Origin of the sequence: Candidatus Rickettsia kotlanii, from assembly GCA_030295365.1 — a bacterium.
Classification (GTDB): Bacteria; Pseudomonadota; Alphaproteobacteria; order Rickettsiales; family Rickettsiaceae; genus Rickettsia; species Rickettsia kotlanii.
The window spans coordinates 497841-511365 of the sequence record AP027062.1; the positions used below are offsets into that span (position 1 = coordinate 497841).

Genomic DNA, 13525 nt, shown 5'->3' on the forward strand with positions numbered 1-13525 from the left:
TAGTATTTTAAATTGTTTTTATGGACCCCAGCAGTAAGCCACGGGGTGACATCGAGGTCATTCTTCGAGCCACAACCCAAGCCAAATATAATAATTAAGGAGAAAGTAAGGTATGAGTGAAATAAATATAAGTGCTGCAGTGGTTAAAGAATTAAGAGAAAAAACCGGTGCAGGTATGATGGACTGCAAAAAAGCATTAATAGAAACCAGCGGTAATTTTGAAGAAGCGATTGATTTTCTTCGTAAGAAAGGTTTAGCTGTTGCTGCAAAGAGAGCCGGACGTATTGCTTCTGAAGGTTTAACGGCTGCAAAAGTTGATGGGCTTACCGGAGTGGTAATTGAAGTAAATTCCGAAACAGATTTTGTCGCTAGAAATGAACAGTTTCAGGATCTAGTTAAGGATATTGCAAATCTTGCAGTAATTGCAAAAACTATAGACACGCTAAAAACATTTAAAATGCAAAGCGGTAAATCAGTTGAAGAAGAAATTATAGAAAATATTGCTACAATCGGTGAAAATTTAACATTACGTCGTATGGATATATTAGAGATATCTGAAGGAGCAATCGGTTCGTACGTGCATAATGAAGTTGTCCCGAATTTAGGAAAAATTTCCGTATTAGTAGGTCTTGCGTCTAATGCAAAAGATAAAGCAAAACTAGAAGCTTTAGCTAAACAAATTGCTGTTCATGTAGCAGGAAATAACCCGCAAAGTATAGATGATTCAAGCTTGGATCAAGCACTCGTAGAGCGTGAGAGAAAAGTATTTTTTGAGAAATCTAAAGAAGAAGGAAAGCCTGATAATATTATAGAAAAAATGGTAGAAGGTAGAATACGTAAATTCTTCTCAGAAGTTGTATTGCTTCAGCAAAATTTCTTATTTGAGCCTAAACTTACCGTTGCGGAAGTAATTAAAAATGCTGAAAAAGAACTCGGTGCAGAAATTAAAATCGCCAAATTTATTAGATACGAACTTGGTGAAGGTATAGAACACGAAGAAAAAAACTTTGCCGATGAAGTAGCTGCCATTACACAAGGTTAATGGGCTTGTTTCATAGATTCAATTTCATTCCCGCGTAGATAACCAAATCGTCATTGTGAGCATGCGTTGCTGTGCAGACACAATTCTATCCTGTTATCCCGCAACTTGATTGTGGGATCCAGTAAAAATATAAAAACAACTAATACTAGTTATTTTTATGAATACCGTGGTCAAACCACGGTATGACACAGAATACGTTTTTCTATCCACGTAATAATACCTTCCCGTGGTCAATTGAACTAGGTGACAGTAAAAAACTTGTGAATGCTCACTCACACCTTTTCAAAGCAAACAAAGGCGAATTTAGGATAAGTGCTTATTCTAAACTCGTATTTATAATATCTCTTTAACTACAATCAACTATCTATTAATAAATAATTTTTGGTTTTTTACTTTATAATAAAAGATTTATATTGACTTAATCATAGAAAATCTTACATTAATTGTAATTATTAGTTTAAATAAAGGGCATTTTATGTCAAGGACAAAAGAGGAATATGCTGCACAAGTTTATGTTGCCGAAGAGCAAGTTATTATAGTACGTGCCGGTTATGCATATTATAAAGCAGTAGAAGGGGAATGAAAAGTTACCGTCACAGGAAGTAAAATTATAGAAAATGCCTATAAGATAGGAAGTGGACAAATAGCAGTACTCGGTACTGATGCCGAAAGTAAAATAACTTATATAACAAAGCATCCTTCGTCTCGAGGTAATATGAGTACTCCCACTCAGTTGATGACAACTAATCCTGTAGAGCCTTTAGAGCAAACTCCTCCTAAGACTCCTAACTCTAAAAGAGAAAATGCTAAAGTATAAGGAAAAAACTGGTAGATATTGCAAAGATTAGAGCTAAAACCCTTTCAAACGCTTATAAAGTGACAACCAGTACAATAGAAGTAGTCGGTCCAGGAAGTGATTTTAACAGCAACGATAAGGAAAATTTTATATGTTCTGAACCTACTAAGCGTAAAGTTGTTTAAAAAGAATTTAAAACCGAAAACGGTTATAAGTACGGTATTGTGTTGGAAGAGACAATTGAAGCTTCCTTAATATTAAGATTAAATAACAAACGTATAGTTAAGATTAAAGAATAAGCATGATTGTCCCTGATACTACAGAAGATACGGAAGAAACTGTTGATATTTCACTAATTTTAAAATATTCTGATGGGGCCAACATGCCTAAAGCAGATCCTGATTTTTTAAAGATACATTTATGGTAGAGACAGAAAATTAAATAAGTTATCGTTGCCAAACCCACATATAATTTTCATAACCAATGGTGTCTGGACTTAACCGTTTATAAAGGTGAATTATGTTCTTTGCCTATAAGTCGTGGGTATTATAGGTATTTGAATAAGAAAATACTAGAAAATAACGGAAGTATAGAAATCAGTCACGTAGATCCTGAATTTACTATAGAGCTTCTAGGAGAATAAGAGTTTTTAGTTAAATTCTATCAAAGAAACTTCGTAATTACTTTTAAATATTCATCTAGGACTTTTTGGTTATCCTTAACAAATTTTAAAGCATTTTCACGGTAAGCTTTAAGTTCTAGAGAATTATTAGACCTGAGTAGATATATTAGTTTGGTTAGTAAATCTTCACCGTTTTTGATTTGGATAGCTGCTTCATTTTGCAGTACACCTTTAGCGATATCGGTATTTTTGCTCATATCGGGACCGAATATAATACAATTAGAGAAATATGCTGCTTCTAAAATATTATGCCCACCTTGTTTAAAAGAACCACCGATAAAAGAAATTGTAGCTACAGAAAAAAATAGTCCCATTTCGCCAAACCTATCAATTATATAAAGATCATCGCTTAAAATAGGTAAATCATTTTGCGACTTAGCGGTAGCGAATAAATTATGTGACTTACAATTATCGATAATTGATTTAACTCGCTTAGGATGTCTTGGAATTAAGATAATATAGCAGTCTAAAAACTGTTCTTTTAGGTTTTTAATTATAGGCAAAATCACCTCTTCATCTTCAGGGTGAGTGCTGGCAAATAGTACGACTCGCCTATTGTCTAAATGTAAACTTAATTTTGATAACTCTTCTTGATTGACCGGAAGTTTTTCGTTGGCAAATTTAATATTGCCTAAATTCACTGCATCTGATACGCCAAGTTTATTGAATTTTTGTAAGTCACGCTCGTTTTGCACGATAATTTTACTGCAATTTTTGAGAATAAGCTGAAAAAAGCTTTTTCTTTTTAGCCAAACTTTAAACGATTTATCGGAAATACGAGCATTAACTAGTAGTAATTTACACTGCTTTGCTCCCTCATTAATAATACACGGCCATAATTCCGATTCTATAAAAATGCCTAAATCAGGTTGCCAATTTCTTAAAAATTTTCGAGTAAAAATAATATTATCTATCGGTAAAAATTGGTGAACTGCTATTTTAGGTAATTTGGCAGTTAATATTTTAGCGGAGCTGTTAGTCCAAGAAGTTACTAGAAAACGAACGTCAGGGTAGAGTTTACTTATATTATGTATTAATGTTAAAGCTACCATAGACTCGCCAACGCTTGCTGCATGAATCCATATCAGCCTTCGTGTATAACTTGCTTCTAAAGGTAATTTATACGTCGATTCCAATCCTTCATCCTCACGTACTAGTGTATACGCTGTGGTTCGCAGTGAAGTGTCTCCTTTAAATTCCTCTTTATTAGCGGACGTTTGCACGAAGTCTAATGAATCGTCTTGTCTGTGTTTGCCAATAGCAAAACGCTCTTGGATGCGTCTTATATCTTCTTTACCTATTAATAAACGTATAAGAATTATGATAAAATAAACAGGTAATAATATAAAGCTTAAAGCATAATATAATAACATCATTTCTTTAAACTTTCTGTTAAGCTTGCTAATTGTTTTTCAAGGCTTATATGGTTTTGTATTTTATCATTTGTGAGTTCTAAATGCGGGCCAACTATAATTTTAATGGTACCAAACGGTAGAGGTATTATTAATTTATCCCAACTTTTTAATCTGAAACATCTAGAAGTGGAGCTGACTATAGTAATAAGTTTTGTATTATATCTATAGGCAATTTCGGTAATGCCGCTATTTACTTTATATACCGGTCCTTTAGGACCGTCCGGCGTGACTATTATATTTGCACCTTGAGACAACTGACCTATAATATTACGTAAAGCTCCGATGGGATTTTTATTAGTAGAACCTACTATCACTCTGCAACCGAATTTTCCTACTAGATCGTTTAAAATTTTCCCGTCTAAATGCGGTGATATTAAAGCATAGATATTTCTATGTCCTATAAACATAGCCGGACTTAAGGCAAGCATATTATGCCAAAATGCAAAGATTACCCCTTGTTCGTTTAGGAATTTTTCCTTATTGCCGTTATCATGAAATATAAATTTCTGCTTTGAAGTAAAGTAAACAAAACGCAAATACCAATATAGTAAAATAGTAGTTATACTAAGTACGTATTTATTATTTTTTAAAAATTTTTTAAAAATTTTCCGCATTATTTTTTTGTTGGTTTAGGTAGCTTTTTAACTTTTCCATTTCCATCATTGTAAGGAAATTACGAAGTAAGTGACGAAGCAATCTCAGGATATTTGACGAGATTTTCACGCAGTCTATGGCTGCTTGCAATGACGATTTGGTATCCATGCAAAGCCTTAAGCAGGAATGATATCGATTGTTCTCTCAATTCTAATACAAGCTTCTTCTAGCTCTTCCATAGAAGTAGCATAAGAGATTCTAAAATATCCCTCTAAGCCGAAAGCGATACCAGGTACTACGGCAACTTTTGCTTCTTCAAGTAAATATTTGGCAAAATCATTACTATTTACAATAATTTTGCCTGATTTAGTTTTATGCCCAAATATTTTATCGCATTTAACAAATAAGTAAAATGCCCCTTCCGGCTTATAGCACTCAAAATATTTGCCTCTTTTCAAAATTGATAAAGCAAGATCACGCTTTTTTTGATAATTTAAAGCATTAGGCTTTATATAATCTTGAGGACCGTTTAAGGCTTCAATAGCAGCCATTTGACTTATTGAACAAGGGTTTGAAGTACTTTGCGACTGAATAATAGTCATTGCTTTAATCAAAGCTTTAGAGCCTGCACCGTAGCCTATACGCCAACCCGTCATAGAATAAGCTTTAGATACTCCGTTTACGGTAAATATTCTCTTTTTTAAATCAGGTGCTATTTGGGCTAATGTATAAAATTTAAAATCATCAAAAGTAATATGCTCGTAAATATCATCGGACATTACGTTTACATGTGAATATTTTCTTAAAACTTTAGCAATATTTTCTAGTTCTTCAAAATTATAGCTTGCACCTGTTGGATTACTAGGTGAGTTAATAATAAGCCACTTAGTTTTATCTGTAATTGAACATTCTAAAGCTTCTGCACTTAATTTAAAGTTATTTTCAAGTCCGCAATTTACAAAAACAGGTGTGCCTGTGCTAAGTGCAACCATATCAGGATATGAAACCCAATAAGGTGCTGGAATAATTACCTCATCCCCTTGATCTAAAGATGCCATAAACAAATTATATATAACTTGCTTACCGCCAGTGCTTACTATTATTTCATCAAGTTCGTAATCTATATTATTTTCACGTTTGAATTTGTCTTTTATTGCTTGCTTTAAAAGAGGCATACCCTCAACGTTAGTATATTTAGTAAAGCCGTCTTTAATCGCTTTAATCGCTGCTTCCTTAATATTGTCAGGCGTATCAAAATCAGGTTCACCGGCACCGAGTGTGATAATATCAACTCCTGCTTTTTTAAGTTCAAGAGTTTTTTTTACGACTGCAAGGGTCGGCGATGGTTTTATAGAACTTAGTCTCGTAGAAATAATTGACATAATTTGAGTCCGTATTAAATGAAAGCTATAGTAAAATCGGTAATTTCAAGAAATAAATATTAATTTTTATAATGAAATCTACAATTATATATTATAATTTGTTTAGTATTGACTAAATATATTAGTCTATGTTCGTGGTTAATTCTACGTGACCATAAAATTGATAATACATGTTTTAAAGGTTTGGGCTTACCTATACCTGTAAACGGTGCTTCTTGGATATTTTTTATTAGAAGTTTAATACGTTCATATTTTTTAATATCGTATTTTTGCCAATACGCTAAATCCTCCGCTGCTTCTAGTGTCCACTCAATCTCAATCATCTAAATTAACTTTAGCAAACTCTCCTCTTTTTGCTTGTTCGATAGATTTTTTTATTCGATTCGCATTAGCCGGATTAGATAATAAATATAATGTTTCTTTTGTAGATTCATATTCTTCTTCGGTTAAAAGAATAATATTCTTATGATTCTTTCTTTTAATAAGATAGGGGACATGATCGTTTTCTACGGTATTTAGTACAGAGCTTAAGTTTTTTCTAAATGAAGTGCCGCTAATTGAGTTCATAAGCTACCTACTGATGTACATCCTAGCTTCAATGCCATTAATTTACAAGTAAAATTATTATTTTATTTAAAAATTTATCAAGATATGCTTTATTATAGTAAGTAATATTAATTTAGTAATTAAACTATGCTCGGTAAAATAAAAGACAAAATCAAACATTATTGCTTAACTATAATAAATATACCGAATTTTATTAAGAATAAAATTTTAGAATTTAAAAATTATATAAGTGATTGTAAATATAAATTCTCTCATTTAGCCGAAACTAATTATCAACTTGGACTCGATCATTTATATAGAGGTAATTTAAATGATGCATTACTTAGGTTTAAATTAGTTGATAAATTTTTTAATCCTAATGATTCTAAAGTATATTATCAACTCGGATGGGTTTATTTTTTAAAAAATAATTACAGGCAAGCTATAGAATATTTAGAAAAATCTAATGAAAAATATAAATCTATATTTATAAATTTTTTGAAAAATTATAAGGATATTACTGAAATACCTCAAGAAATTTGTGGGAAATATCGTGATTTAACCGCACAATATTATCCTACTATTTTTAATAACGAGAAAAGTATCCATCTTCCGTATAGGTTTGTTAATGAAGCACTTAAGCAGATATCTGATTTACCGGATAATTACTCTATTTTGGAACTTGGAAGTAATATAGGGCTTGTAGGTTATGAAATACAAAAACGTTTTCCGGAAAGTTTTACTTTAACCGGTGTAGAAGTTTCTGCTTTGATGAATGAGTTACAAGAAACATATTACCCGAACACTAAAATTTACGATCAAATATATAATATTGCTATCGATGATTTTTTAAAACAAAACTCTAATAAATTTGATATTATTTTTAGTTTTTGTGGATTATCGTTTACTAACAATTTAATAGAATATTTTAATTTAATATACTCATATCTTAATAAACAAGGGTATTTTGCCCTTTGTTTACCGAATGCGACGAAGACACAATTTTCAGTAAAATGCAAAGAATTTATTTTTAATTTGAATGAAATAAATAATTTTTTACAAAAAAATAATTTTACTATATTAACTTCGGAAGAAATAATACTAGCGGAAAACAATAAATATAGTATTATTGTTTGTAAGAAAACAGCATAAATCAATGAGAATATTAATTATATTATCCATTATTTTATTTTCATTATCGATAAGAGCTGATCTTGAATATGTTGATAATGACATATATAACTATAATGGTGGAAGAAATGAAAACAGTTGCTTAAAAGTTTATGATCCATACGAAAAATTTAACCGTAAAGTGTTTGTATTTAATTCTGTATTAGATTATATAATATTGCGTCCTTTAACAATAGGTTATAAGAACATCACGAATGATTACGTAAAAGCACGCATTAATAGTTTCGTCAGTAATGTCGATACACTGCTTACGGCGGTAAATTACGGGCTTCAGTTAAATTACGATAAAACTATGAAAAGCGTTTGGCGGTTTCTCATTAACACGACGCTTGGCATAGGCGGTTTATTTGACGTGGCAGGTAAGGTAGGTTTGCCGTCTTCTGGTCGTCAAACTTTCGGTAGTACCCTCGCACATTATGGAGTTGCCCCAGGTCCTTATTTAGTATTGCCGATAATTGGTAGTACTAACGCAAGAGATATTATGGATTCGGTAATTACTAATTATGCTCTTAATCCGTTAATGTACTACACTCATAATGATTTTGACTTAGGAGTACTAGCAGTTAGTAAAATAAACGATCGATATGTTGTATTACCTTTTAGTGATTATGTGATGAAGAATTCTACCGATCCTTATGTGGCTATTAGATCAGCATTACATCGTGTTCGTGAGGTATCGGTTCAATATCCTGAAAATTTTAAATGTCCTAAACCCAAGAATTAATGAAATTAAAGAGGATTATATGCAAAAAATTATTACAGGTTTATTTTTATTAGTTATGACGTTTTCCACTTATTCTCATGAAAAAGTGCCTGCTGGTTTGAACAGTTACGTTACTAATTTAGTAAATGAAGCTTCTAGTATATTAAACGATAGTAAATTATCTGAGCGAGTAAAAATTGCTAAAGCACGTGAGTTAATGTCTCAGAACCTAGATTTTGATTGGATGGCTAAATATACATTAGGCAGAAATGGGATAAAAACTTTATCAGGTGGGCAGGTTCAGGAATTCATCAAAGTTTACTCTAAATATGTTACTAAATCTTATACTGATTTAATAAAAGATTATAAAGGCAAACAGCCTAAAATAGTAGGAGTTCGTCCTTTAAGCTCGACCGATTTTATGGTTACTATGAATATCATTAGTAATAAAGAGCAAGACCCTATTAAAGTAGAATATCTTGTACGTGAAATGAAAGGAAACGGGAAAGATGTTTTTAAAGTTTCTGATATAATTACGGAAGGTGTAAGTCTTATTGGAGCTCAACAAGACGAGTTTACCGATACTTTAAAAAATCAAGGCTTTGAGGCACTAATACAAAAATTAGAAAGTCATTCTTAAGCTTATTTCACTGTCATTGTGAGGAGGTATTGTTGCGTCGACACCACCTAGTCGTCATTGCGAGGAAATTGCATAGCAATTGACTAAGCAATCTCGGGAGTTTATTGTTATTTAATGAGATTGCCACGCAGTCTACGACTGCTCGCAATGACGATTAGATATCCACGCAACAAAGTCCGCTCGCTAATAGCGTTAAATAACATAAATCATTCACATGAAAATCTTAGCAGGCAGTAGTAATAAGTTACTTGCAACGCGTTTAGCTATAGCATTAAATATTAAATATATTGAGCCGAAAATTACCTATTTCAATGATTCCGAAATAAGAAATTCAAAAATCGTTTCATAATGAAGATATAATCATAGTACAATCCACATCAAAACCCGTTAATGATCGTTTAATTGAGTTGTTTTTGCTAGTAGATGTAGCAAAAAAAGCGGGAGCAAATCGAATAATTTTAGTAATGCCTTATTTTGGTTATGCAAGGCAAGATAATATAAATTCTCACAATATAATTCCTGCTAAGTTAATAGCAGATTTTTTAGAGAAGCTCGGAGTAAACCATGTAATTACTATTGATTTACACTCCGATAAAATAGAGAAATTTTTTAATATTCCTGTTTCTAATCTTAAACCTATAAATTTATACATCCCGTTTTTAAGAACTTATAGCAATTTCGTTATAGTTGCACATGATAAAGGAAGTATCAATCGAGTTCAAAAAATTAGTAATTTACTAAATGATTTAGCTTATATAAACAAAGAAAGGGATATAAATAATAATTGCGAGATGATCTCAATAATAGTTAGTGTAAAGGGCAAAAATTGCATATTAATTGATGATATTATAGATAGTGGAGAAACAATCGTAAAAACAGTAAGATTTTTAAAAGAACATTCGGTTTTATCGGTTAGTGCTTTTATAACTCATGCAGTGCTTTCTGCCGGTTCTAAAAATTCGATAATAGACCTCTTGGAGAACAAAGCTAATAAAGAGGAATTTGCAGGAAACACGGAATGCAGCACCACAGCGTACACTTTAGTACGTGAGGATGCGAGTACTGGATTGACGTACAAATTACCTTTAGCAGCAAGTTATGCAAGAAGTCTATTAGACAATATTTTTATCACGGATACTATAGAAACAAGTGACTTATTTACAAAATTTCATATAATACCCGTATTGTTTGTCCTCGTAAAAGAGTTAATAAATATACTATGAACTTGTGTACTGTAGAAATAAATCTATCTACAATAAAAAATAATTACCTTTTATTAAAAGATATTTGTAAAACCTCATTAGTCGGTGCTGCCGTTAAAGCTAATGGTTACGGTCTTGGAGCAGTACAAATTTCTAAAGCTTTAATAGAAGAAAATTGTAGGCATTTTTTTGTGGCCTCAAGTGAAGAAGGATTAAATTTACGCAACGCTTTAGGATTAGATGTTAATATTTTAGTTCTTAATGGCGTTTTTGAACATGATGCTTTAGAGCTGATAGAATATAATTTAACACCTGTCCTAAATAACTTAAAACAAATAGAAATTTGGCAAAAATTTAGTAATTTGAAAAACCGATTATTGCCTTGTTATTTACATTTCAATACGGGGATTAATCGTCTTGGCTTAAGCTCTGATGAGATAGAGCAGCTAATTAATGATCGTGATTTGTTACAAGGGCTAGATTTACAATATATTATAAGCCATCTAGCTATATCCGAGGAAATAGATAATCCTTATAATCTAGAACAATTAAACAGATTTAAAGCTTATTTACAATATTTCCCAAACGTCAAAGCAAGCCTTGCTAATTCCGGCGGCATATTTTTAGGACAGGATTACCATTTTGATTTAGCAAGACCGGGGGCAGCCTTATACGGTCTTAATCCCTTAACAAAGAATCCCGTAACCTTAAAAGCTCCTATAATTCACTTACAGAATTTGACACTAGATAGCCATATCGGTTATAATATGACTTTTACAACTAAGCGTGATAGTGTTATTGCAACGTTACCGCTTGGTTATGCTGATGGGTTTAGTCGTAATTTTAGCAATCAAGGCGAAGTATTTATTAACAGTCGCAGCGTTCCTATAGTAGGGCAAGTATCGATGGATTTAATAAATATCGATGTTACCGATCTACCACCGCCCGAGATTTTTCTAGGGCAGGAAGCGGAAATTATCGGAAATTATTGCACGCCCGATAAAATAGCGAGTATTATAGGTACTATCGGGTATGAGGTATTAACTAACCTTGGTAGTAGATATAAAAGAAAATATATCGGGTAGATATCTGTGTCATACCATGGCTTGACCACGGTATCCCGCAATCAAGTTGCGGGATGACATTAGAGGTTACTGGATTCCTGCTTTCGCAGAAATGACATAGCGTACTTAAATTAAATAGAAAAAATGTTATTCAATATAGCTAATTCAGTCGGTAAACGTACTATAAAGTTTGCACAAAGTGTAGGTAGTTTTTCTCTATTTAGCTTTGCTGCCGTTAGCAGTATCATAAGACCGCCTTTATATTTGAGTTTAATCATCAGACAATTATTATTTATCGGGTTTCACTCGCTTCCAGTTGTTGCGATGACGACTTTTTGCTCAGGGGCGGTACTTGCATTACAGAGCTATATCGGTTTTTCCCGTTTCTCAGCTGAAAGCTCTATTGCAACGGTAGTAGTATTGTCGTTGACTAGAGAGCTTGGACCTGTCTTAGCCGGACTAATGGTAGCGGGAAGAGCTGGGGCATCAATCGCCGCCGAAATAGCCACAATGAGAGTAACGGAGCAGGTAGATGCTTTATATACTTTATCTACCGATCCTATTAAATATTTAGTTTTTCCAAGAGTAATAACATCTATTATTGCAATGCCTTGTCTTGTTTTAATCGGGGATATAATTGGTGTTATGGGTGGTTATTTGGTAGGGGTATATAAACTTGATTTTAATAGTGCAGCTTATTTAACCAGTACTTTTCAGTATTTAGAACCGATTGACGTAATTTCCGGTCTAGTTAAAGCGGGAGTTTTTGGGTTTATTATTTCTATAATAAGTTGCTATAGCGGCTATTATTCAGATAAAGGGGCTAAGGGAGTTGGAAGAGCAACTACCTCGGCAGTAGTGAATTCTTCTATCCTTATCTTAATCAGTAATTATTTAATAACCGAATTATTTTTTAAAGTGTAGGTATACTCGTTTAATTTGAAAAATTGGTTTTGTTGTTTATTTGGAGTATGCATGAGTGTAGAAGAATTTAAAATTAAAATTCGGTCATTATATAAATCGTTTGCTAATCATAAGGTATTAGATGGAATAGATTTGGATGTAAAAAAGGGCAGTTCATTAGTTATTTTAGGTGCTTCCGGTAGCGGCAAATCTGTTCTAATTAAAAATATAGTAGGATTGATTAAACCTGATAAAGGTAAAATTTTTATTGATAATGTAGAAATCCAAGATATCTCAAGTAAACAAAAATTTGAGATTATGGACGGTATAGGTTTTTTATTCCAAGGCGGAGCATTATTTGACTCCTTAAATATACGTGATAATATTACTTTCAAGAATAAAAAATTATCTAAGAAAGAAAAAAACGACCTTGCCAGTGCAAAGCTTAATTCCGTTGGTTTATCCCCTAGAATACTCGAGCTTTACCCTGCTGAATTATCAGGAGGAATGCAAAAAAGAGTAGCCCTTGCTAGGGCTATTTGTAGTACACCGTCGATTTTATTTCTTGATGAACCGACCACAGGGCTTGATCCTATCATGGCAAATGTTATCAACGAATTAATTATAAAAATCCAAGAAGAGTTAGGGGCAACTACGATTACTATAACTCATGATATGATTAGTGCCACAAAAATAGCTAAAGAAGTAGCTATGATTTATCAAGGAAAAATTAAATGGTACGGTAGTAAAGATGAAATGCATAATAGTGATAATCCTTATTTAAAACAATTTATAAATGGATTAACTACTGGGCCTATAGAAGAGGTATAAAATGTTTAAGAACTTATTATGTATAATAATATTTCTAGGTATAAATCTAAATGTTTATGCTATAAATTCTAGCTCTTATACGACAGATGATATAATAAAAATAGTAATTATTCTTGGAATAGTTATTTTAATTTTTAGTCCTGCAAAATTCCGTATAATCGTTATCGGTACTATGTTAGGTTTGTCTTGTGCCTATTTCACGTATAAATACATTGTACCTATCTTTATTTCTTTACTAAATGGACCATAAATATTGCTATTAGTGATTGCCTAACATCTCAGCTATTTTCTCTTCTAATAGTATCAATTTAATATTCTACAATTAATCTAAAGCTCTAACTTCCCTGTGATAGCCATCTAATTCAAAAGAATTGGGATGTATATTTTTACATGCATTTAAAACCTATATATTATTATCAATACCATTTAAAGTAGTACGAATATCTTCCAAGTATTTAGATGATTCAGGCAAATCATTACCTCCAATTATTCGTACTTTTATTAAATCTTGTTCTATCAATTCATTCTGATTAA

General features: G+C 32.1%; 15 protein-coding genes and 3 pseudogenes. 12 read left to right on the top strand and 6 right to left on the bottom strand.

The window, feature by feature from the left end; translation table 11 throughout:
- Positions 1–112 precede the first annotated feature (112 nt).
- Together tsf and QUD19_RS02810 are read left to right on the top strand one after the other, a co-directional pair.
- Positions 113–1042: a translation elongation factor Ts gene (gene tsf, locus QUD19_RS02805; protein WP_498808549.1), complete on the top strand. Its 930-nt coding sequence runs from the start codon at positions 113–115 to the stop codon at positions 1040–1042.
- A 1097-nt stretch (positions 1043–2139) separates the two neighbouring features.
- The gene (locus QUD19_RS02810; RefSeq protein ID WP_498808550.1) at positions 2140–2265 is read left to right on the top strand and encodes a hypothetical protein; all 126 of its coding nucleotides are present in this window, start codon (positions 2140–2142) and stop codon (positions 2263–2265) included.
- A 236-nt stretch (positions 2266–2501) separates the two neighbouring features.
- On the opposite strand, the gene waaA is transcribed toward QUD19_RS02810, so the two are convergent.
- From waaA to QUD19_RS02835, 5 genes are all read right to left on the bottom strand, one after another.
- Positions 2502–3896 carry a lipid IV(A) 3-deoxy-D-manno-octulosonic acid transferase gene (waaA, locus tag QUD19_RS02815; protein ID WP_498808551.1) on the bottom strand — a complete coding sequence of 465 codons (1395 nt, stop codon included), beginning with the start codon at positions 3894–3896 and terminating at the stop codon, positions 2502–2504.
- On the bottom strand, positions 3893–4549 hold the full coding sequence (locus tag QUD19_RS02820; RefSeq protein WP_498808552.1) for a lysophospholipid acyltransferase family protein: 657 nt from the start codon (positions 4547–4549) through the stop codon (positions 3893–3895). The genes waaA and QUD19_RS02820 overlap by 4 nt, the downstream gene beginning before the upstream one ends.
- Positions 4550–4705: 156 nt before the next feature.
- Entirely contained in the window at positions 4706–5911 is a 1206-nt protein-coding gene (locus QUD19_RS02825) for a pyridoxal phosphate-dependent aminotransferase (protein WP_498808553.1), read from the bottom strand.
- Between the two features lie 59 nt (positions 5912–5970).
- Positions 5971–6234 (bottom strand): Txe/YoeB family addiction module toxin, encoded by a 264-nt coding sequence (locus tag QUD19_RS02830; RefSeq protein ID WP_498808554.1) that lies wholly within the window; start codon positions 6232–6234, stop codon positions 5971–5973.
- The gene (locus QUD19_RS02835) at positions 6227–6478 is read right to left on the bottom strand and encodes a type II toxin-antitoxin system Phd/YefM family antitoxin (RefSeq protein ID WP_014391803.1); all 252 of its coding nucleotides are present in this window, start codon (positions 6476–6478) and stop codon (positions 6227–6229) included. Before QUD19_RS02835 ends, QUD19_RS02830 begins: the two co-directional genes overlap by 8 nt.
- A gap of 126 nt (positions 6479–6604) precedes the next feature.
- Between QUD19_RS02835 and QUD19_RS02840 the strand changes: the two genes are divergently transcribed.
- The 10 genes and pseudogenes from QUD19_RS02840 (at position 6605) to QUD19_RS02885 (ending at position 13241) form a co-directional block, all read left to right on the top strand.
- On the top strand, positions 6605–7609 hold the full coding sequence (locus QUD19_RS02840) for a methyltransferase domain-containing protein (RefSeq protein ID WP_498808555.1): 1005 nt from the start codon (positions 6605–6607) through the stop codon (positions 7607–7609).
- 4 nt (positions 7610–7613) lie between these two features.
- Complete coding sequence (locus QUD19_RS02845) at positions 7614–8372, top strand: MlaA family lipoprotein (protein ID WP_498808556.1); 759 nt, start codon at positions 7614–7616, stop codon at positions 8370–8372.
- 19 nt (positions 8373–8391) lie between these two features.
- Positions 8392–8991, top strand: coding sequence for an MlaC/ttg2D family ABC transporter substrate-binding protein (locus tag QUD19_RS02850; RefSeq protein WP_498808557.1), 600 nt, complete (start codon positions 8392–8394; stop codon positions 8989–8991).
- A gap of 214 nt (positions 8992–9205) precedes the next feature.
- Positions 9206–9340, top strand: coding sequence for a hypothetical protein (locus QUD19_RS02855; RefSeq protein ID WP_498808558.1), 135 nt, complete (start codon positions 9206–9208; stop codon positions 9338–9340).
- A gap of 13 nt (positions 9341–9353) precedes the next feature.
- Positions 9354–9896 (top strand): annotated as a pseudogene (locus QUD19_RS02860) (ribose-phosphate diphosphokinase); the annotation flags it as partial.
- A 30-nt stretch (positions 9897–9926) separates the two neighbouring features.
- A pseudogene (locus QUD19_RS02865) lies at positions 9927–10130 on the top strand (palindromic element RPE1 domain-containing protein); the annotation flags it as partial.
- Positions 10131–10210: 80 nt separating this feature from the next.
- On the top strand, positions 10211–11278 hold the full coding sequence (locus QUD19_RS02870; protein WP_498808559.1) for an alanine racemase: 1068 nt from the start codon (positions 10211–10213) through the stop codon (positions 11276–11278).
- Positions 11279–11401: 123 nt separating this feature from the next.
- A complete protein-coding gene (locus QUD19_RS02875; protein ID WP_498808560.1) occupies positions 11402–12181 on the top strand; it encodes an MlaE family ABC transporter permease in 780 nt (259 codons plus the stop codon).
- Positions 12182–12232: 51 nt separating this feature from the next.
- Positions 12233–12991 carry an ABC transporter ATP-binding protein gene (locus QUD19_RS02880; RefSeq protein ID WP_498808561.1) on the top strand — a complete coding sequence of 253 codons (759 nt, stop codon included), beginning with the start codon at positions 12233–12235 and terminating at the stop codon, positions 12989–12991.
- 1 nt (position 12992) lies between these two features.
- Positions 12993–13241, top strand: a complete 249-nt coding sequence (locus QUD19_RS02885; protein ID WP_004996738.1) for a DUF5510 family protein — start codon at positions 12993–12995, stop codon at positions 13239–13241.
- A gap of 72 nt (positions 13242–13313) precedes the next feature.
- Here the strand turns inward: QUD19_RS02885 and QUD19_RS02890 are convergent.
- A pseudogene (locus tag QUD19_RS02890) lies at positions 13314–13511 on the bottom strand (hypothetical protein).
- Positions 13512–13525 lie beyond the last annotated feature (14 nt).

Coding starts and splice junctions, on each gene's coding strand:
- tsf (WP_498808549.1), top strand. CDS start 113: ATGAGTGAAATAAATATAAGTGCTGCAGTGGTTAAAGAATTAAGAGAA.
- QUD19_RS02810 (WP_498808550.1), top strand. CDS start 2,140: ATGATTGTCCCTGATACTACAGAAGATACGGAAGAAACTGTTGATATT.
- waaA (WP_498808551.1), bottom strand. CDS start 3,896: ATGATGTTATTATATTATGCTTTAAGCTTTATATTATTACCTGTTTAT.
- QUD19_RS02820 (WP_498808552.1), bottom strand. CDS start 4,549: ATGCGGAAAATTTTTAAAAAATTTTTAAAAAATAATAAATACGTACTT.
- QUD19_RS02825 (WP_498808553.1), bottom strand. CDS start 5,911: ATGTCAATTATTTCTACGAGACTAAGTTCTATAAAACCATCGCCGACC.
- QUD19_RS02830 (WP_498808554.1), bottom strand. CDS start 6,234: ATGATTGAGATTGAGTGGACACTAGAAGCAGCGGAGGATTTAGCGTAT.
- QUD19_RS02835 (WP_014391803.1), bottom strand. CDS start 6,478: ATGAACTCAATTAGCGGCACTTCATTTAGAAAAAACTTAAGCTCTGTA.
- QUD19_RS02840 (WP_498808555.1), top strand. CDS start 6,605: ATGCTCGGTAAAATAAAAGACAAAATCAAACATTATTGCTTAACTATA.
- QUD19_RS02845 (WP_498808556.1), top strand. CDS start 7,614: ATGAGAATATTAATTATATTATCCATTATTTTATTTTCATTATCGATA.
- QUD19_RS02850 (WP_498808557.1), top strand. CDS start 8,392: ATGCAAAAAATTATTACAGGTTTATTTTTATTAGTTATGACGTTTTCC.
- QUD19_RS02855 (WP_498808558.1), top strand. CDS start 9,206: ATGAAAATCTTAGCAGGCAGTAGTAATAAGTTACTTGCAACGCGTTTA.
- QUD19_RS02870 (WP_498808559.1), top strand. CDS start 10,211: ATGAACTTGTGTACTGTAGAAATAAATCTATCTACAATAAAAAATAAT.
- QUD19_RS02875 (WP_498808560.1), top strand. CDS start 11,402: ATGTTATTCAATATAGCTAATTCAGTCGGTAAACGTACTATAAAGTTT.
- QUD19_RS02880 (WP_498808561.1), top strand. CDS start 12,233: ATGAGTGTAGAAGAATTTAAAATTAAAATTCGGTCATTATATAAATCG.
- QUD19_RS02885 (WP_004996738.1), top strand. CDS start 12,993: ATGTTTAAGAACTTATTATGTATAATAATATTTCTAGGTATAAATCTA.